This window comes from Streptomyces sp. NPDC043854 (genome assembly GCF_056436005.1).
Genome location: NZ_JBWKDK010000007.1, coordinates 81,402 through 98,985 on the forward strand (window position 1 = coordinate 81,402; position 17,584 = coordinate 98,985).

Here is a 17,584-nt window from a genome sequence, read left to right on the forward strand (position 1 = left end):
ACGCCCCGCGTCAGCGGCCGCGGCGGACGCGGGCCGCGCGGCGTGCCTCGGCCAGGGCCCTGGCCTCCGCCGTCTTGCGGGACTCCTTGCCCTTGCCCGGGCGGCCCGGGCGGCTGCCGATGCCGCGGAAGCCGAGCTCGGTGCCGGACGGGCGGCCCTTCGCGTCGGTCGGCGCGGCGCCCGACAGCGGCACCCCGGAGGGGGCCTTGGCGCCGGTGATCCGGTGCAGCGCGGCCTCGCCGGAGCGGACCTGGGTGGTGGTGGGCCGGATCCGGGCGTCCGCCATCAGCCGGACGACGTCCCGCCGCTGGTTCGGGGTGACGAGGGTGACGACCTTGCCGGACTCGCCCGCCCTGGCGGTACGCCCGCCGCGGTGCAGGTAGTCCTTGTGGTCGGCCGGCGGGTCCACGTTCACGACCAGGTCGAGGTCGTCGATGTGGATGCCGCGGGCGGCGACGTTCGTCGCGACGAGGACCGTGATCGTTCCGTCCTTGAAGTGGGCGAGCGTCCGGGTGCGCTGCGGCTGGGACTTGCCGCTGTGCAGCCCCTCCGCCCGTACGCCCATGGCCCGCAGGTGCTTCACGAACTGGTCCACGCCGTGCTTGGTGTCCAGGAACATCAGGACCCGGCCCTCGCGGGCCGCGATCTCGGTGGCCGCGGAGTACTTGTCGGCGGCGTGGATGTGCAGGACGTGGTGGTCCATCGTGGTCACCGTGGCCGCGGACGGGTCCACGGAGTGGGAGACCGGATCCTTCAGGTAGGTCCGCACCAGCTGGTCGACGTTGCGGTCCAGGGTGGCCGAGAACAGCATCCGCTGCCCGTCGGGGCGCACCTGGTCCAGGATCTCGGTGACCTGCGGCATGAAGCCCATGTCGCACATCTGGTCGGCCTCGTCGAGCACCGTGATCCGCACCCGGTCCAGGTGGACGTCGCGCCGTCCCACCAGGTCGCTCAGCCGGCCCGGAGTCGCCACCACGACCTCGGAGCCGGTGCGCAGCGCGCTCACCTGCCGGCCGATCGACAGCCCGCCGACCACCGCGGCCATCCGCAGCCCGAGGGCCTGCGCGTACGGCGTGAGCGCCTCGGTCACCTGCTGGGCCAGCTCGCGCGTCGGTACGAGGACCAGCGCAAGCGGCCGCTTCGGATCCGCCTTCCGGCCCGCGGTGCGCGCGAGCAGGGCCAGGCCGAACGCGAGCGTCTTGCCCGAGCCGGTCCGCCCGCGGCCCAGGATGTCCCGGCCGGCCAGCGAATTGGGGAGGGTGGCGGCCTGGATGGGGAACGGCTTCTCCACCCCGGACTCGGCCATCGTCCGCAGCAGCTCGACGGGCAGGTCGAGCTCGGCGAACGCCTCCACCGGCGGCAGCGCCGTGCCGAGCGGCTCGGGCATGGCGAGCTCGCCCTGCAGGGCGGGGGTCCGGGGCGCCTTGCCGGACGCGCCGGCGCCCTTGCCCTTCCCGGCTCCGCCCTTGGGGGCTGCCTTGGCCGCCTTGGCGGCGGGCCTGACGCCGAAACGCCCGTAGGGGGACGGGTTCCTCATGCAGAGCCTTCCGTGGGACACGAAAAGGGGAATTTTATCATCGGCGGCCTCAGCCCGCCGGGGGCCTCGGGGGCTTCGAGGGCCTCGGGGGCCGCAGCGGCGAGCTCGCCGGACCGGAGGCGGTCCAGGTGTGCGCGTGCCTCGGTGGTCGCGCGGGCGAACCAGTCGGCGATGACGGCGACCTCGTCGGGGGAGTACTCGGCGAACAGCGCGGCGAGCCGGTCGTAGAAGGGCTCGTACACCGCCACCACCCGCTGGGCCGCCACCGGGTCGGCCACCACCCGGACCCGGCGGCGGTCGGCCGGGTCGGGCTGCCGCTTCGCGTATCCCGCGCGCTCCAGGCGGTTGAGGACGCCGGTGACCGCGCCGGTGGTGAGGTTGGCCAGCGCGGCCAGGTCGCCGGCCGAGAGCGGCTCGTCCCCGGCTCCCAGGACGTGCCCCAGGCAGGTCAGATCGGTGACGTTCAGCCCGAGCAGCTGCGCCACCTCCTGCTGGCCGATCAGGCCCAGGGCGACGTAGTGGTCCATACGGGAGATCGCCTCCCCGGCCGTGGCCGGGGGACGGGGCTTGCCCTGCACCGAGAGACTCCTTAGCATCTAAGTTACTTAGCTCGCGAGATACTTCCTTGATCAGACGTTTATCTCGTGAGATAAGCCTTCCTGCCTGCGAGCCTACTTCGGGAGAACCATGAGCGCGCACGGAGACGTCGACCTCGGGCACACCGTCGCCGGCTGGACCGGCACCACCCTGGCGATACTGGGCTCCGCCGGCGCCGGCGCGGCCCTCTGCGCGGGCTGGACGCCGGGCATCTGGCTCGGCCTCGCCCTCGTCGCCGCGGCCGCGGTCGTCACCTGGCTGCTGCACCTCGCCGGCTGGGGCAAGTCGAGCGGGCCCCGGCCCGCCACCGCACGGGACTGGCGGGTGCGGGACGGCGTCGCCCGCACCGGGCACGCCGACTGCCTGGGCTGCCGGATGAGCGGAGGCCGGCGTGCCGTGGCGGCGGCCCCGGCGCCCCGGCCCCGAGGCGTCACCGCACTGTCCGCCGCCGCGGAGGGCGGCGCGGAAACGTCCGGGTGAGGGCTGCGCCTCCGTTCCTCGGACGGGTGTTCGACGGGTCCCCGGTTGGCTGCACGAGGGTGTGATCCCAGGGGCGGGTGGGCAGGATCGGGATGGCGGCACCTTACGTGCTGCCCGCGTGGAACGTTGAGAAGGATCAGTACCGATGGCTACAGGCACCGTGAAGTGGTTCAACTCGGAGAAGGGGTTCGGCTTCATCCAGCAGGACGACGGCGGCCCGGACGTGTTCGTCCACTACTCCGCCATCCAGACGTCCGGCTTCCGGGCGCTGGAGGAGAACCAGAAGGTCGAGTACGAGGTCGTCAAGGGCCCCAAGGGTCCGCAGGCCGAGAAAGTGATGCCCCTCGACTGACCGCCCTGCTTCACGTGTCGGCCCGACGTGACGGGCCTGAGCCCCGCCGGCCCACCCGGCGGGGCCCACGGCTTTCCGCGGCGTACCGCGGCCTTCCGCGGCGCGGCGGGCGGTGCGGTCAGACCTCCCGCAGGGCGACCGCCGAGACCGGGCAGGCGCGCACGGCCTCCCGCAGCAGGGGGCTGCCGTGGCCGTCCTCCCGCCCGGGCAGGACCCGGCCGAAGCCGTCGTCGTCCTGGGTGAAGACGTCCGGGGCGGTCAGGGCGCACTGGCCGGCGCCGATGCAGACGGCCGTGTCGATGCCGACGGCGATGCGCCGCGACGGCACGCCGCTCACCACGTCACCGGGAGCTCGACCATGCCCTGGACGGTGTCGCCGGGTTTGAACGGGATCAGGTCCGGCTCGGCCGCCAGGCGCAGCCCGGGCAGCCGCGCGAAGAGGGTGCCGAGCGCGATCTCCATCTCGGCGCGGGCCAGGTTCTGCCCCAGGCACTGGTGGATGCCGAAGCCGAAGGCGACGTGGTGCCGCGCCGGGCGGTGCCAGTCCAGCACGTCGGGCTCCGCGAAGACGCCCTCGTCCCGGTTGATGACGGAGGTGGAGAAGACCACCCCGTCGTCGGCCCGCACCGTCACCCCGCCGATCTCGATGTCCTCCGTGGTCACCCGCAGCATGCCGTCCACGATCGACAGGAACCGCATCAGCTCCTCCACGGCGGACGCGATCAGCGAGGGGTCGGCGCGCAGCTCGGCCAGCTGCTCCGGGTGCCGCAGCAGGGTGAAGGCGCCCAGCGAGATCATGTTCGCCGTGGTCTCGTGCCCCGCGATCAGCAGGATCGCGGCCAGCGAGACCAGCTCGTCGACGTCGGTCTCGCCGGTCTCCAGACGCCGTTCGACCAGCTCGTCCAAGAGGCCGTCCCCGCGGTCCGTCCGCTTGCGCTCGATCAGCTCGGCCAGGTACGCGTTGATGCGGCTGCGGGCGTCCTCCACGTCGGCGATGTCCGGCCCGCGCAGCAGCCGCCGCGACTGCCCCTCGAAGAACTCGTGGTCCTCGTACGGGACTCCGAGCAGCGAGCAGATCACCATCGACGGCACGGGCAGGGCGAAGGCGCCGACCAGCTCGGCCCCCGGGCCGCGGGCGGCCATGTCGTCGATCAGCTGGTCCACGGTCTCCTGGATAAGGGGCCGCAGGGCTGCCGTCCGTTTCAGGGTGAAGCTCGGGATGAGCATCCTGCGCTGGACGTTGTGCACCGGGTCGTCCACGCCGAGCAGCGCGCTGCGGCGGTCACGCAGGCCTTTGAACCGCGGAGTGGGGGCGGGGAACGCGGCGTTCTGGCGGTCGGCGGAGAGCCGGCCGTCGGAGAGCAGGGCCCGCGCCTCGGCGTGCCCGGTGACCACCCACACGGACCGGCCGTCGAAAAGGGTCACGCGGGACAGCGGCCGGCTCGCGCGCAGGGGATCGTAGGCGGTCGGCGGGTGGTAGGGGCAGGTTCGGTCCTGGGGGAAGGCAACGGTCTCTGACATGCAGCACCTCGCAAGCGCGCTCCGTGAATTCCGTCTCGCCTGAACCCCATTACATGCCCGGGGCACCTATCTCACCCATACCCGTTTCGGCCAGATGGGCCATGCGCCCACCCGCCCCGCATTGTCAGTGGTGCCTGTGAAGCTGGCGGTATGGACGACAGGATGCTCCGCCGCCGGGTGTACGGCGCCGACCACGACGATCCCGACCCGGGCCCGCGCCCCGGCCGCAGCTACGGCGAGCTCGTGGGCGGCCCCCTCGACGGGCTCCTCCTCGACGTCACGGGCTGGAGTGCTCGCCAACTCGCCGAGGAGGCAGCCCTCCCCACCGAGATAGGCCGCTACGGGGCCGGCGGCCGGTCCCACTACCGCCGCCGCGCGGCCGACCCCGACCGCTGGGACTGGTCGGGCGACAGCCGCTGACCCTCGGCCGCGGGTCAGCGGGCGGCGGCGCCCCGGCTCACGCTCCGCGCCCACAGCACCAGCGGGATCTGGAGCGGCAGCCGCCCGATGACGACGGCCCGCCAGGCGGGCGAGCGGTGCCGTGCGTCGAGGGCCATCTGCACGTTCGCCGGGAACACGCCGACGAACAGCGCGGCCGCGGCCAGCGCCGCCGCCCGCCGGGTCCGCGGGTGCGCGACCCCGGCCGCGACGGCCAGCTCCGCCGCGCCGCTCGCGTACGTCCACATCCGCGGTCTGCCGGGCAGCGCACGCGGGACGATCGCGTCGAACGGCTTCGGCGCGACCGCGTGCGCCACACCCACCGCGGCCAGCAGGCCGGCGAGCAGGGCGGGGGAGGAAGGGGTGCGGGGCATGGTGGTGCGTCCTCTCGCCGGGGGAGCGGGGATTCAGGCCCTGCGATCGTAGGCACGGGCCGGGGCGCGATTCACCCGTTCGGACCGCACTCGGCAGTATCGGAGGGATCCATGACCGCCCGACACGGGACACGGCCCCGCATCCGGACCCGAGCCGGACCGCGGGCGGCGGGCGCCGGATCCGTCAGGGGTGGGCGGCGGGCCCGTGCCCGTCCACCCCGAGCGCCGCGCCGATCGGCCCGCGGGGCGCGGCCAGCGCGAGCGGCCGGCCGAAGGAGCCGTGCCGGGCGATCTCGCGGACCGTGCGCCGCAGCGCCTCCTGGAAGCCGGCCATGGTCCGGCGGGCCGCGGGGGTGTCCACGTAGATCGAGTTCATGTGCAGTCCGTACGCGTCCCGCTGGAACCAGGAGCAGGCGCCGTTGGCCCGCGCCGACCACACGTGCGAGGCGGGCCGCCAGTCGTCGTGCCGCTCGGCGCCCGGGCACTTGCGGGTGTCGATGTACGAGAAGAAGTTGACCGGGTACGGCCACGAACGGGCGGCGAACTCCACCGGCGCCAGTAGCTGCCACGCCCGGACGAACGGCACGTCGATGTGGCTCGTCATCTCGCCGAACGCGGCCCGCACCCCGGCCATCACCTGGGCGAAGTCCCGGCCGGGCGAGGCGTCGAACTCGATCGGCATGGTGTTGACGAACCAGCCCACCGACTGCGCCCACCCGTCCCGGCCGCGCTCGCTCACCGGCATGAACCCCCGGTACACGCCGGGCCCGCCCGCCTCGCGCAGGCAGACCGCGACCGCGGCGAGCACCCCCATGAACGCCTTGCCGTCCACCGCCCGGCACGCCTTGTCGAATACCTCGGTCTCGCCGTGGTCCAGCAGCGGCGAGGCCTCGTTGACGATCGGGTACATGCGGCCCGGCTCCACGCCGAGGTCGAGCGGGAACCGGGGGAAGAACTCCCCGCCGCCGTGCGCCACGAACTCCTTCCAGTAGCCCAGGCGTTCGTCGTCCGCGGTGAAGGCGGCATAGCGGCGGCGCTGGTCCTCCGCGAAGTCGAGGTAGCTCGGGTCGGGGCCGTCGTCGAAGTCCTCGCCGCGGCGCAGGGCCTCGTACGCGCCCTGCACCTGCTGCACCACGATCGGCATCGACAGGCCGTCGCAGACGATGTGGTCGAAGGCCAGGTAGACGGTCGCGGAGTCCTCGCGCAGGACGGCGCCCATCGTGAACAGGGGCCAGGACAGCGTGTCGATGCTCCGCTTGAACCGCTCCGACAGGAAGCCGACCAGCGCCCCGGTGGTGTCGAAGGCCGCCACGGGGGCGGTGGACAGGGCGAGTTCGTCCGGGGCGATGGGCTCGCAGGCCAGCTCCCCGGAGAGCCGCCGGAACTCGCACCGCAGCACCTCGTGGCGCCGTACGAACGCCAGCAGCGCCCGGGTCATGGCCGGCTCGTCCAGGGCCCCCGCGACCTCGAACGTGACCGCGACCCAGGACGCGACGGGGTCGTCGGCCCCCCGGCTCTGCTCGGCGACGGTGAAGTGCTTGTCCTGGTTGAACGAGGCCCTTCTGCCCGCCCCCTCCGCGGCCGGCACCGACCCCGCTGCCGTGGACCGCAACCGCCATTCGACGACCCGGCCGGGTGCCATGCCGTGCATCTCCAGAGGAAACTGCCGCATCCCGTCATCCCTTCGCCCCCAGAGTCAACCCCCCGGCCCCTAACGACACCCGGGCTGCGGAAGTGACGGGCGGCCCCCGCGGACCCCGGCCCGCAGCAGGCCGGGGCTCCGGCGGCTCACAGGTCGCCCGTCCGGCGCTCCAGGGGCGTCGCCGCCGCCGAGTTGCTCACGCTGAAGGTGACGCTGCCCGCCCGGTAGCGGTCGTCGGACCATTCGATCGGGCGCCCGGTCTGCGTGGCCGAGACGTGCCGCTGGCGCAGCAGCGGGCTTCCGCGGCGGATCCCCAGCAGCCGGGCGTCCCCACTGCCGGCCGGGAGCGCGTCGACGAGGTGCCCGCCGTAGTGGGCCACGACCCCGGAGCCGGCGGCCAGGCTGTCCATGACGGACCGGCAGTCGTCCGGCAGCGCCTCGACCGCGGCCGCGACCCAGTCGGCGTACGCGGTCCGCTCGACCATGGCGGGCCGGCCGTCCAGCAGCCGGAGCCGCAGCACGGCCAGGATCCCGCTGCCCGGGCGCAGTGCGAGCCGCTCCGCCTCCTCGGCGGTGGCCGGGCGGCGGGTGCGGTCGAGGAAGCGGCTGGTGACCTCCTGGCCGAGCCCCTGTGCCCACTGGGCGAAGCTGTTCAGCTCGCCGAAGCTGTGCCGGCGCTCGCCGCGGAGGGGGTGCCCTTCGCCCTGGTCAGCGCCTCCCCGCGGGCCGTGGTCGACTCGGTGGTCGGGGGCGCGCTGGCCGGTGTCCCGTTCGCCTTCACGCTGTCCGCCGACGACACCCCGCGGACGAAGCCCCACCCGGAGCCCTACCGGGCGGCCGCCGCACGGCTGGGCGCCGCACCGCGGGCCTGCGTGGCCGTGGAGGACTCCCCGGACGGGGCCGCCTCGGCCGAGGCGGCGGGGTGCGGGGTCTCCTGGTCGTCCCCTCCCTGCTGGACGTCGCCGCATCGCCTGCGCGGTCGTTCGCGCGCTCCCTGGAGGACGTCACCCTGGACGTCCTCCGGGAGTGCCGTCTGGCCTGACCGCCCGAGCACCCCGCGCACCCCGGCCCCGAGCACCCCGCGCACCCGGACGCACCCCGGTCCTGAGCCGCCCGTCCTGAGCCGCCCGGTCCGGGCGGCCGGGGCGGGGTGCTCGTCCGTCAGGCGGCCAGGCCGAGGAGCTCGAGGATGCCGTCCACGTAGGCGGCCGACACCGTGTCCGGCCGGGTGACCGCCTCCAGGCGCAAAGAGCCGACGTTCGTGCGGATGTACGCCGCGCACTGCCCGTACAGCCCGGCCTCGTACGGGGACCCGTCGTCCTCCGTGCTCGCCAGCGCCAGCAGGGTCCACAACAGGGCCTCCCGGGTCGCCAGCCGCGGCGGGCCCGCGGACCACACGGCCATCAGCACCCCGCACACCGCCGGGGCGGGCGGCCGCAGCTGCCCGGCCTGGAAGGCGTGGCCCTCCAGCGCGCGGTAGGCCGACGGATGCCCCTCCGCCGCGTCCCACAGCTGGTCCGCCAGGTGTCCGGCGCTGCGCCCGCAGCCGCACACGATCGATTCCCAGTCGTGCCGGGCGATCTCCGCCGCGACCAGGTCCGGCACCAGCGGGCTGCTGCGCGGCTTCTCTTCCTTCCCTCTCATGGCAGCAGTATGGGGATGCCCCCGGCGCGCGGGACAGGGGCCCCCGCGCAGTACCGCCCCGTACGCCCCGCGGAGGGGTGCAGGAGGCGTACGGAAGGCGAACACACGGCCGGAACCGGATCGGACGGCCGGTCGTCTGAGACCCCGTGTGGATGAGAAACCGAATCGGAGCACTGCTCCTGCTCCTGCTCGCGACCCAGCTGGGATCGCTGATCAGCCCCGCGTACGCGTGCGGCTGCGGGGCGATGGTCCCTGACGGCTCGACCAGGATCGGCGTCTCGCGTGAAACCTCCGTCGTGCGCTGGGACGGCCGGACCGAGGACATCGTGATGCGGTTCACGGTCGGCGGGAACGCCCGGCGGGCCGCCTGGATCATGCCGGTGCCGACCCGGGCCTCGGTGGAGCTGGGCGACGGGAACCTGTTCCGCGACCTCGCCTGGCTGACCCGGCCCGAGCACAAGGCCCGGCACTACTTCTTCCCCCGCCCGGGGGACTGGCCGTTCTCCACCGGCGCCCGCGACGGGGCCGCAGCCGAGGCGCCGGCGGCCGGCGGTGAGGCGTCCGTCGGCGTCGTCGGCCGCGAACAGCTCGGCGACTTCGACGTCGCGCGCCTGACCGCCACCGACCCGGACGCGCTGCGGCAGTGGCTGGAGTCCAACGGGTTCACGATGCCCGACACCCTGGCCACCGAGGTCAAGCCGTACGTGGACCAGAAGTGGGAGTACGTCGCGGTACGCCTCGCCCCCCGGAAGCAGGGCGGGATCCTGTACGGCACGCTCGACCCGCTGCGGATCCGCTTCGACAGCGAGCGGCTCGTCTACCCGATGCGGCTGTCCCGGATGGCGAAGACGCCCCAGTCGCTGGGCCTGTACGTACTCGCCGACCACCGGATGGAGCCCGCCTCCCCGATCGGCGGCTCCGCACCGGAGGTCACCTTCGCGGGCAGGGTCCCCGGGACGGACTCCCTCGCCCCCCTCACCGGCGGCCGGGAGACCTTCCTCACCGCGATCGACCAGGAGTTCCCGGAGCCCGGGCGCATCTCGGGCGACCACGAACTGCGCGCCGCCGCCTCCGACACCCCGTACCGGCGGACCGTCTACCACGACAAGCTGCTCGTGGTCGGCGGATTCCCGGCCTGGATGTGGGCGACGGGCGGCGTGCTCGTGCTGCTGGCGGCCGGCACCTTCCTCTGGCTCCGCCGCCGCCCCGCCGACGCACCTGCCGGGCCCCCGGCCACTGCCTGACACAGGGCCCGCTGCGAGGTGCCCTCGCCCCGGCCTGCCGCCGGGGCGGTCAGAGCCCGGCCGCCGACCCGCAGCGCATGTCACGGCGGCCTGACCCGGTGGGCGGCCGCCCACGGCGGCGGGCCGGGCCGCCGCCGGCCGGAGGCGTGTGCCGGCACGGCGGTGCGGCAAGAGCCCCGTGTGCGCGCCGGATCACCTCGGGAGGGGCGGGACCGTGTACGTGGCGCCCGGGTCGAACGGGGGCGGGGTCCAGTCCAGGACCGGCGTGTGCTTCGGCGCCGGGGGCGGGGTGGGACCCCGGTTGGGATTCTGCGGGATCTGCGGGGTTCCCGGCCGGGTGCTCGTCTTGGGCCGCGGGGCGGGGGTTTCCGTCGGATCCGGTACGTCGGCCGGCTGCGACGCCGCCGCCGAAGGGGCGGGCGACTGCGCCGGGTCCGGCGCGGTCGCCGTCGGCGAGGCCGGGGCGGACGGTGAAGCCGGGGCCGTCGCCGTGCCGGTGGGCCGGTCCGCGGCCGGATCCTTGCCCGAGCCGCCGGAGCAGCCCCCGGCCAGCAGCCCGGCCACCAGTACGCCTGTCACGGCGCGCGCCGCGGCAGCACTGCGGGACGTCACATCCACCACCCACCCCCGGGAAAACGGTCGTTCGATCCACTCGATCGGATCGCGGGCCAGATCGTAGCCCAGGGCCCGGCGGACGCCGAGGCCGGATGACCGTCACCCCGCGCCCCGGTGCCGAACCCGTCGCCGCGAGGACCGCGGGAGCCGCGTCGAGCGGGATCGTGGACGTGACCGGCAGGTCCGGGCGCAACGTCCCGGCCCGGACCAGCTCCATCATCGGCGGGTACGCGTGCGCGGCCATCCCGCGGCCGCCGAGGGCCTCCGACTCCCGGCCGATCACCCGCTCCATCGGCAGGATCGTCTCCCCGGCCGCGGCCGGCAGCAGCCCACCTGCACGTGCCGTCCCCGCCAGCGCAGCCCCGCCACCGACGCCGCGGCTCACCGAGGGGACCCCAGCGCGACCAGCGACCGGCGCGCCCCCGCCCACCGGTCCCGGTCCGCGGCCGGTGCCGCGCCGCCGTACGGTGCCGGGGGCCCGGGCGCGCGCACCCGGTCAGGGCCCGCCCACGCCGGCCCGGGCCAGCGCGAGGACACCCGCACAGATCAGGACGACGCCCAGCAGCTGGAGGAGGAGCCAACCCCCAGACCGCAGCTGCTCGTCGTACAGGACCACCCCCAGCGCGATGCTGACGCTGGCGTCGCCCAGCGTCAGCGCGGGCTGCGAGGCGACCAGCGGGCCGCCCTGCATGGCGTGTTCGAGCAGCAGCAGCGCGCAGATGCCGCTCACCGCGAAGGCGTACGTCTGCCAGGCGGCCAGGAAGGCGCCGATCCCGCCCTCCGCGAGCAGTGGAACCGCATCCTTCATCAGGGCGGCCGTGAGCGCGTAGCAGACGGCGGTGGCCGCGCCCAGGCAGCCCGCGCGGGCCCGCCCCGCCGGCCGGCGCAGGCCGGCGAGCGCCAGGGCCAGCGCGGCGCCCGCGCACGCGGCGAGGGCGGTCAGCCACCGGTCGAGCGGGACGTGCGTGAGGTTCCCGGTCGGCGCAGCCGCGGCCAGCGCCAGCCCGAGCCCGAACACCACCGCCGCCACGGCCGCCCACAGCGCGCCCGGCAGGCGCTGCCGCACCAGCAGCGAGGCGATCAGCAGCGCGAACGGCAGCTCCAGCACGAACAGCGGCTGTACGAGCGCCAGCGCGCCGGTGGCGAGCGCCGCGGCCTGCCCGGCCCCGGCCACGATCACGGCCAGGATCCCGGCGACCCACACGGGCCGCCGCATCAGGTCGAGGACCAGCCCCGGCCGGAACCCCTGGCTCTGCGGCACGGTCAGCGCCGCCCGCCGCTGAAGCACCGTGGCCAGCGCGTTGCTGAGCGCCGCGAACAGCGCGAAGAGGACCGGCAGTACGACGCCCATCCGCCGATCCTGGGCTCCCTCCGGCCGCCCCGCCCCGCCGACACGCCCCGACGCCGCCGATTCCGCCCCCCGGATGCCGGGCCCGGCCGACCACCGCCGAGCGGCCGGGGCGCCCGCGCGGCAGGCCGGCCGGCGGGGCCGGCTTGCAGTCCGAGGTGCCGCATCGGCGGCTCCGGCCGGCCGCCCGGCCGCCCGGCCGGCCCCGCGGCGCGGGCTCGGCCGCGGCAGCCGGTGGCGGGAGGCTCAGCCGTGGTGGCCGGCGGCGCGGGCGAGGGCCAGTTCCGCGAGGGCCTCGGGGGCGCCGGCCTGGCCGCGGATCCCGGGGAAGGCGTTCACGTCCACGACCAGCGGCGCGCCGCCCCCGGTGTCGATGACGTCCACGCCGTACACGTCCAGCGCGAACACCTCGCCGACCCGCAGCACCAGCTGCTCCCACCCGTCCGGCAGTTCGCGGAGGGCCAGCGGCAGGGCCGGGCCGCGGCCCTCCGGCGCGAGCTCCGAGCGGCGCAGGGCGGCGAAGACCCGGCCGCCGACGGCCCACAGCTTGTGGTCCCAGCCGCTGTTCGGTGCGAAGCCCTGGACCACCACCGGCTCCTGCGGCCACCGCGCCGCCAGCTCCCGGAGCCGGGCCGTGTCGTCGACCCGGGCCACCAGGTCGTGCCGGCGGCTGTGGCGGCTCTTGACCACCACGGGCCCGCCCGGTACCGGGTCGCCCGAGGCCGCCCAGACCCCGAGCGAGTCGTGGGTGCGGGTCGCCGCGAACGGCAGCCCCGCCCGTACGGCCAGCTCCGCCATCGCCGTACGGTCCTGGCAGAGCGCGGTCGCCGCCGCCGAGTTGACCACCGGCGCGCCCCGCCGCTCCAGCTCCCCCGCCAGGGCCAGGGCCTGCGGCGTCCGCGACTTCAGCAGGTACACGTCGGCCGGGGGCGGGGCGGGGGGCTCGGCCGCGGCCCCCGGATCCACCGATTCCACCCGGTGTCCGGCGGTGCGCAGCAGGCCGGCCGCGGCGGCCAGCAGCGGATGGTCCGGCTCCGGCGTGATCAGGCAGATCCTCACAGTGCGGCCTCGCCCGCCCGTGCGGCCTGCACCGGAATCGGCAGGGGCACCGCCCGGGGCCGCGGGGGGCACAGCGGTGCGGCGGCCGGGGCCGCACCGCCCGTCCGCGAGGCCAGGCCGAGCACCGCGCGGGCCACCCGGGCCGCGGCGTCGGGGACCTGGCGGAAGCTCGGGAAGTCGTTCACGTCGACCACCACCGGCCCGTCCGGGCCGAGCAGCACGTCCACCCCGTACAGGTCGAGCCCGTAGACCGCGCCCACCTGCGCGGCGATCCCGGCCACCTCCGCGGACAGCGGGACGCGTCGCTCCCGCACGGCCGGGTCCGGGTGCAGCGGGGAGCAGCGCTCCGTCGCGAACAGCTCGCCGCCGACCGCGTACACCTTCACGTCGGTGCCCGGATTGGGCACATATGGCTGGGCGATCAGCATGCCCTCGCCCGCGAGCGCGGGCAGCAGCGCCTCCAGCCGCTCCGGCGAGGGCACCAGGTGCACCCCGCGGCCGGAGCTGCCGTCCGCCGGCTTGACGACCAGCGGGTACTGCGCCGCCGGTATCTCCCGCAGCAGGTCCGGGCGGGCCGCCGCGTAGGTCGGCGGCATCGGCAGGCCCCCGGCGCGCCCGATGGCCGCGGCCAGCGCCTTGTCCCGTACGCCCCGGATCGACCGGGCGTCGTTGACGGTGGTGGCCCCGGCCGCGGCCGCGGCCTCGAGCAGGGTGAGCCCCGGTCCGCCGGACACCGTCTTCAGCACCCACGCGTCGTGCGCGCCGGAATCCACCAGCTCGGTCATGTGCAGCAGCGAGCCGCCGGGCCGCACGACGTCCACCCGGTGTCCCCATGCGGTCAGCTGCCGGATCACCTCGTTGGGCATTCCGTCGTGGCGGTAGTGCTCCTCCACCAGGAAACAGAGCCTCATGGACCTTCCCCACCCTGTAGTCGCCGGACATCCGCCGATTACGTCCGGCGAGCTGTGACGTCACAGGATGTCATGGACCGCAATGTGATGATCGGTCCGGTCCGCGGGGAACTGCGCGCTCAGCCACGACGCACCCGCAGCCGCACTCCACGCGCCCCCCGCAAACGCATGCGGGGGAGTCCGGCCGCCGTCGGGCGGACCGGGCTCCCCCGAAAGAGGGCAACGCCGCGTCAGGCGGCCGCAGGCACCGGCACCGAGACGAACGTCCTGCCCGACTCGTTCTCGACCAGGACCTCGCGGACGTCCGCGGGATCCACCCACGCCGAACCGTCCAGCGCAGCGCCCTTCGCCTCGCCGCCCGCCTGGCTGCCCACGACCCAGCTGCCGGCCGTGCTCCGCTTGCCGTCCCGCGACACCACGACCAGCCGGCACCGCTCGCCCGGCGGCACCCCCGTCACGGCCGCGTGCACCCGGACCCACTTCGCGGCAGGGGTGACCCGTACGGTCATCCGCGCCCCGGTGCCCGCATCGGTCGCGGAGGCCACCCTGGTCCCGGCCGGCGGCGGGGAGGGCGCCGCCGTGACCCCCGGGCCCGGCGCGGGCGGCTGGGCGACGGTCCGGCCGTCACCGTCGCCCAGCTGGGCCCCGGCCCAGAACACCGCGGCCAGCGAGGCCGCCGCGGCCAGGCCGGCCAGGCCCAGTCGGCGGCGCCGGTCGGCGGCCGCCTCCCCCCGCACCTGCCGCAGCGTGCGCTGGAGCATCAGATCGCCGCCCTGCGGCGGTCCGTCGAGGAACGCCTCCGGAGGCACCTCGCCCAGTGCCGCTTCCATCTCACGCAATGCGGCCACCTCCTCCCGGCAGCGCACGCAGCCGCTCACGTGCGCCTCGACCCGGCGGCCGTCCTCCTCGTCCAGGACGCCGAGAACGTACGGGCCGAGGAGTTCCACCTCGTGCTCGTGTTGCTGCCGGTTCATGCCACCACCTCCCGCAGTCCGGCGGGCTGCTGGGGCGGCCTGCCCATTCGATTGCCCTCCTTGGCGCCGTTTTGCCTGAACACCTCGCGCAAGGCCTTGAGCGCGTAGTGCGAGCGTGATTTGACCGTACCGGCCGGGATGCCGAGGCTGTCGGCCGCCTCGGCCACGCTGAGCTGCCGGTAGTACAACTCCTTCAGCACGTCCCGGTGTTCCGGGGACAGCTGGTCGAGCGCCCCGAGCACGGTCATGGTGTCCACGACCGAGTCGGCGTGGTCCACCTCGACCGGGGGAGCGGCGGCCTCGCCGGAGACCTCCTGCGGGCGGGCGGCCTTGGCCCGGTAGCGGTCGGTGATGATGTTGCGGGCGACCGTCAGCAGCCAGCCGCGCACCGAGCCCTTCCCGTTGACCAGCGCCTCCGAATGCCGCCAGGCCCGGATGAGGGTCTCCTGGACGACGTCCTCGGCGGTCGCCCGGTCCCCGGTCAGCCGGGTGGCGTACGCCAGCAGGGCGTGGCCGTGCTCCTCGTAGACCGACCTGATCAAGGCCTCGTCGGTCGAGCCCCGCCGCGTACGGGGCCACAGTGGTCCGGCCATCGCACCTTCTCTCCGTCTTCCTCGCCGAGCCGTGCGGTCAGAACACGCGGGGCGACGGGAAGCGGTTCATGTGAGCTGCGCCACAGCCGGCGGACCCTCACGTGCGGCAGGCGCGGCCCTCGTTGAGGCAGTCCACGACCGCGGCCATCTGCCCGTCCGTCATCGCGTTGACGAACATGGCGTGGTCCGTGCGCGGGCTGTGCCTCTGCTCGGGGAAGGAGTCGACGGCGAGGGGCGCCCCGGGCGGCACGTCGTACGCCAGGCGGACGCGCAGCTGCGGAACGGGGAAGGTGTCCTTGGGGCACACGCCGTTCGCGGCGGGGAAGACCAGGTGCGAGCGGTGGTTCGGACTGTCCCCGTCGAGCCCGTTCCAGCAGCTGGGAAAGACGAGGGTGCGCGTGACCAGGTCGCCGCCGGAGCAGCGCGGGTAGCGGGTGGTGGACCGGTCGGGCAGGCCGGAACACCCCCACCGGGCCCGGACGTCGGCGTCGCTGCGCGCGGTACCGGCCACGGCGTCGCCGGTCACCGCGCGCAGGAAGCGCGGCATCGGCACGACCTTGCCCGCCGGGTTCCCGTGGAACTCCACGGACACCGAGGCCTCCGGCAGGATCCCGCCCGTGTTGCCGTGGCCGGCCGACCGCTCGTGCGGGCGGGTGCCCGTCCGGTCCGGGCGGCGCAGGACCGGCCAGTAGTACGTGGACCGGTCGCCGCCGCGGCAGCTGGTCGCGGCGGCGGCGAGCGAGGCGTCGGTCGACTGCGCGTCCGTGGACAGGTTCCCCACGTACGCGTGGGTGTGGTGCGCGCCCGAGCGCAGCCCCGGGGAGACGACCAGGTTGTCCTCGTTGAAGTGGCGCTCCTCGTTGCGGCCGCAGTCCACCGTGACCGTGCCCGTCGAGGCGTCCGGCCCGGCCGGAGGCGGCTCGGCGGGCCCGGGCGGCACCTCCCGCAGGTCCACGAAGTCGCCCGCGCCGTCCGCGGCCGCCTGCCGCGGGCCGCCGAGATGTGACGCCCCCAGTACGGCCGCGAGCAGCCCGACGCCCAGCACCAGGCAGACCAGCAGGGTGAGCAGGCTCCGCTCTTTGCTTTTCCCCATGCGGGCCACGGTTGCCGCTGCCTGCCGCAGCGTCAACCTGGCATCCGCATGCCGGCCGCCCGTCGGCGCCGTGCCCTCTTGCCCGGGCCGCGGACCGCCCCGCACAGTACGCGGATGACACCGGATGAGCTTCTGCACGCCTTCGCCCGCACCCGCGCCTCCCTCGACGGCGCCGAGGTGGTCTTCCACTGGTCCGGGGACGTCCACTCCTGGGCCCCGGACGAGCCCTACCGGCGCCTGTTCGGCTTCGAGGGCCTCAATGCCTCCCGGCTCGTGGCGGACGAGGAGGCGGGCGGGTACCAACTCCTCTCCAGGGAAGCCGCGTTCTACCTCGATCCCGACACTCGCGACATTCTGGACAAGTGGGAGGGGAAGCAGGTCGTCCACGTCTGGAACGACCCGGCGAACCTCCGGCTGCGCCCGTTCCCGATCCCGCTCACCCGGCTCGGCGACCAGGTCTGCTTCAGCCTGGAGATCCCGCTCGCCTACCCCTCGCCGCTGCCCGTCGCCGACTACCCGCGCCACTCCTCCGGCGACACCTACCGGGCCCTGGAGCTCTTCCAGTTCTTCGCCCCCGAGGCGGTGCTCACCACCGACGCCCCCAGCGTGCCGTGCACCATGTCCTGGATGCGCATGTCCCCCTGGCTGCCCTGGATGGAACAGGGGCAGCGGCCGGGCGGGCTGGCCTTCCACTGCCGGGGGCGCAAGCTCGCCGGCTACGCCGAAGTCCCGGAGCGGACCCGTGCGTACATCGCGGACCACCACCCCGAGTACGCCCGGGCCCCGGAGGAATGGTCCGCGCCGAACGAGACCAGCTGGACCCATTTCCGCAGGCTGCACCCCGTGCACTAGGGTACGCACGGGTCTACAGGGGGTGGACAAGGGTTTTCCCCGTATCGCGTTCATCCCCGCGTTGCCTACTGTCTGCCCACCGGCGATCTTCCCCCCGAAAGGCCCCCGCCCCAACCCCACATGGTGCGAAGCCGTGCGGCAGGGTCGATCGCCCGCACCGCCGTTGCCCCCGCCCCGCCGATGCGGCCGGAGCAACGCGGCGAGCAGCGGTGGCCGGAGCGGAAGTGACCAGCCCGCCCCGGCCCCCGTAGTCGCCGAACCACCTCCCACACAGCCCGACCGGCCGCTCCGGCCTGCCCGGAAACGGCCC

At 75.0% G+C, this 17,584-nt stretch carries 18 protein-coding genes and 4 pseudogenes; 6 read left to right on the forward strand and 16 right to left on the reverse strand.

The features are described 5' to 3' along the window. Positions 1 to 10: 10 nt before the first annotated feature. Together AC068A_RS09340 and AC068A_RS09345 are read right to left on the reverse strand one after the other, a co-directional pair. Positions 11 to 1,537 carry a DEAD/DEAH box helicase gene (locus tag AC068A_RS09340; protein ID WP_478582974.1) on the reverse strand — a complete coding sequence of 509 codons (1,527 nt, stop codon included), beginning with the start codon at positions 1,535 to 1,537 and terminating at the stop codon, positions 11 to 13. A 110-nt stretch (positions 1,538 to 1,647) separates the two neighbouring features. Next, positions 1,648 to 2,115, reverse strand: a pseudogene (locus AC068A_RS09345) (MarR family winged helix-turn-helix transcriptional regulator); the annotation flags it as partial. A gap of 109 nt (positions 2,116 to 2,224) precedes the next feature. On the opposite strand from AC068A_RS09345, the gene AC068A_RS09350 reads away from it, so the two are divergent. Both AC068A_RS09350 and AC068A_RS09355 read left to right on the forward strand, forming a co-directional pair. Continuing rightward, positions 2,225 to 2,614, forward strand: coding sequence for an HGxxPAAW family protein (locus AC068A_RS09350; RefSeq protein WP_478582977.1), 390 nt, complete (start codon positions 2,225 to 2,227; stop codon positions 2,612 to 2,614). 145 nt (positions 2,615 to 2,759) lie between these two features. Beyond that, positions 2,760 to 2,966, forward strand: coding sequence for a cold-shock protein (locus tag AC068A_RS09355; RefSeq protein WP_478582980.1), 207 nt, complete (start codon positions 2,760 to 2,762; stop codon positions 2,964 to 2,966). A gap of 118 nt (positions 2,967 to 3,084) precedes the next feature. Here the strand turns inward: AC068A_RS09355 and AC068A_RS09360 are convergent, their stop codons facing one another. Together AC068A_RS09360 and AC068A_RS09365 are read right to left on the reverse strand one after the other, a co-directional pair. Further along, positions 3,085 to 3,294 carry a ferredoxin gene (locus AC068A_RS09360; RefSeq protein ID WP_478582983.1) on the reverse strand — a complete coding sequence of 70 codons (210 nt, stop codon included), beginning with the start codon at positions 3,292 to 3,294 and terminating at the stop codon, positions 3,085 to 3,087. A gap of 5 nt (positions 3,295 to 3,299) precedes the next feature. Further along, positions 3,300 to 4,487 (reverse strand): cytochrome P450, encoded by a 1,188-nt coding sequence (locus tag AC068A_RS09365; RefSeq protein ID WP_478582986.1) that lies wholly within the window; start codon positions 4,485 to 4,487, stop codon positions 3,300 to 3,302. A 150-nt stretch (positions 4,488 to 4,637) separates the two neighbouring features. Between AC068A_RS09365 and AC068A_RS09370 the strand changes: the two genes are divergently transcribed. Further along, positions 4,638 to 4,907, forward strand: coding sequence for a hypothetical protein (locus AC068A_RS09370; RefSeq protein WP_478582989.1), 270 nt, complete (start codon positions 4,638 to 4,640; stop codon positions 4,905 to 4,907). Between the two features lie 14 nt (positions 4,908 to 4,921). Here AC068A_RS09370 and AC068A_RS09375 read toward each other — a convergent pair whose 3' ends face one another. The 3 genes and pseudogenes from AC068A_RS09375 to AC068A_RS09385 form a co-directional block, all read right to left on the reverse strand. Then, complete coding sequence (locus tag AC068A_RS09375) at positions 4,922 to 5,299, reverse strand: DoxX family protein (protein WP_478582991.1); 378 nt, start codon at positions 5,297 to 5,299, stop codon at positions 4,922 to 4,924. A 184-nt stretch (positions 5,300 to 5,483) separates the two neighbouring features. Then, positions 5,484 to 6,971 (reverse strand): condensation domain-containing protein, encoded by a 1,488-nt coding sequence (locus tag AC068A_RS09380; protein ID WP_478582994.1) that lies wholly within the window; start codon positions 6,969 to 6,971, stop codon positions 5,484 to 5,486. Between the two features lie 116 nt (positions 6,972 to 7,087). Continuing rightward, a pseudogene (locus AC068A_RS09385) lies at positions 7,088 to 7,630 on the reverse strand (GntR family transcriptional regulator); the annotation flags it as partial. Here AC068A_RS09385 and AC068A_RS09390 point away from each other — a divergent pair. After that, positions 7,610 to 7,816 (forward strand): annotated as a pseudogene (locus AC068A_RS09390) (HAD family hydrolase); the annotation flags it as partial. The pseudogenes AC068A_RS09385 and AC068A_RS09390 sit on opposite strands and share 21 nt — an antisense overlap. 286 nt (positions 7,817 to 8,102) lie before the next feature. On the opposite strand, the gene AC068A_RS09395 reads toward AC068A_RS09390, so the two are convergent. Next, on the reverse strand, positions 8,103 to 8,585 hold the full coding sequence (locus tag AC068A_RS09395; protein WP_478582996.1) for a hypothetical protein: 483 nt from the start codon (positions 8,583 to 8,585) through the stop codon (positions 8,103 to 8,105). A 152-nt stretch (positions 8,586 to 8,737) separates the two neighbouring features. Here AC068A_RS09395 and AC068A_RS09400 point away from each other — a divergent pair, with 152 nt between their 5' ends. Then, entirely contained in the window at positions 8,738 to 9,829 is a 1,092-nt protein-coding gene (locus tag AC068A_RS09400; RefSeq protein ID WP_478582999.1) for a DUF2330 domain-containing protein, read from the forward strand. 192 nt (positions 9,830 to 10,021) lie between these two features. Here AC068A_RS09400 and AC068A_RS09405 read toward each other — a convergent pair whose 3' ends face one another. The 8 genes and pseudogenes from AC068A_RS09405 to AC068A_RS09440 all read right to left on the reverse strand — a co-directional run bounded on the left by AC068A_RS09405 (position 10,022) and on the right by AC068A_RS09440 (position 16,422). Next, positions 10,022 to 10,408: a hypothetical protein gene (locus tag AC068A_RS09405; protein ID WP_478583294.1), complete on the reverse strand. Its 387-nt coding sequence runs from the start codon at positions 10,406 to 10,408 to the stop codon at positions 10,022 to 10,024. A 115-nt stretch (positions 10,409 to 10,523) separates the two neighbouring features. Next, positions 10,524 to 10,867 (reverse strand): annotated as a pseudogene (locus tag AC068A_RS09410) (alcohol dehydrogenase); the annotation flags it as partial. Positions 10,868 to 10,940: 73 nt separating this feature from the next. After that, on the reverse strand, positions 10,941 to 11,795 hold the full coding sequence (locus AC068A_RS09415; protein WP_478583001.1) for a DMT family transporter: 855 nt from the start codon (positions 11,793 to 11,795) through the stop codon (positions 10,941 to 10,943). A 243-nt stretch (positions 11,796 to 12,038) separates the two neighbouring features. Then, a complete protein-coding gene (locus AC068A_RS09420; protein ID WP_478583004.1) occupies positions 12,039 to 12,851 on the reverse strand; it encodes an ATP-grasp domain-containing protein in 813 nt (270 codons plus the stop codon). After that, complete coding sequence (locus AC068A_RS09425; protein WP_478583007.1) at positions 12,848 to 13,762, reverse strand: ATP-grasp domain-containing protein; 915 nt, start codon at positions 13,760 to 13,762, stop codon at positions 12,848 to 12,850. Before AC068A_RS09425 ends, AC068A_RS09420 begins: the two co-directional genes overlap by 4 nt. A 230-nt stretch (positions 13,763 to 13,992) precedes the next feature. After that, positions 13,993 to 14,736, reverse strand: coding sequence for an anti-sigma factor (locus AC068A_RS09430; RefSeq protein ID WP_478583010.1), 744 nt, complete (start codon positions 14,734 to 14,736; stop codon positions 13,993 to 13,995). Further along, entirely contained in the window at positions 14,733 to 15,329 is a 597-nt protein-coding gene (locus tag AC068A_RS09435) for a sigma-70 family RNA polymerase sigma factor (protein ID WP_478583013.1), read from the reverse strand. Before AC068A_RS09435 ends, AC068A_RS09430 begins: the two co-directional genes overlap by 4 nt. Before the next feature lie 97 nt (positions 15,330 to 15,426). Beyond that, a complete protein-coding gene (locus AC068A_RS09440) occupies positions 15,427 to 16,422 on the reverse strand; it encodes a DUF1996 domain-containing protein (protein ID WP_478583016.1) in 996 nt (331 codons plus the stop codon). Between the two features lie 114 nt (positions 16,423 to 16,536). On the opposite strand from AC068A_RS09440, the gene AC068A_RS09445 reads away from it, so the two are divergent. Beyond that, the gene (locus AC068A_RS09445) at positions 16,537 to 17,274 is read left to right on the forward strand and encodes a DUF1838 family protein (protein ID WP_478583019.1); all 738 of its coding nucleotides are present in this window, start codon (positions 16,537 to 16,539) and stop codon (positions 17,272 to 17,274) included. The last annotated feature ends 310 nt before the right edge of the window (positions 17,275 to 17,584 follow it).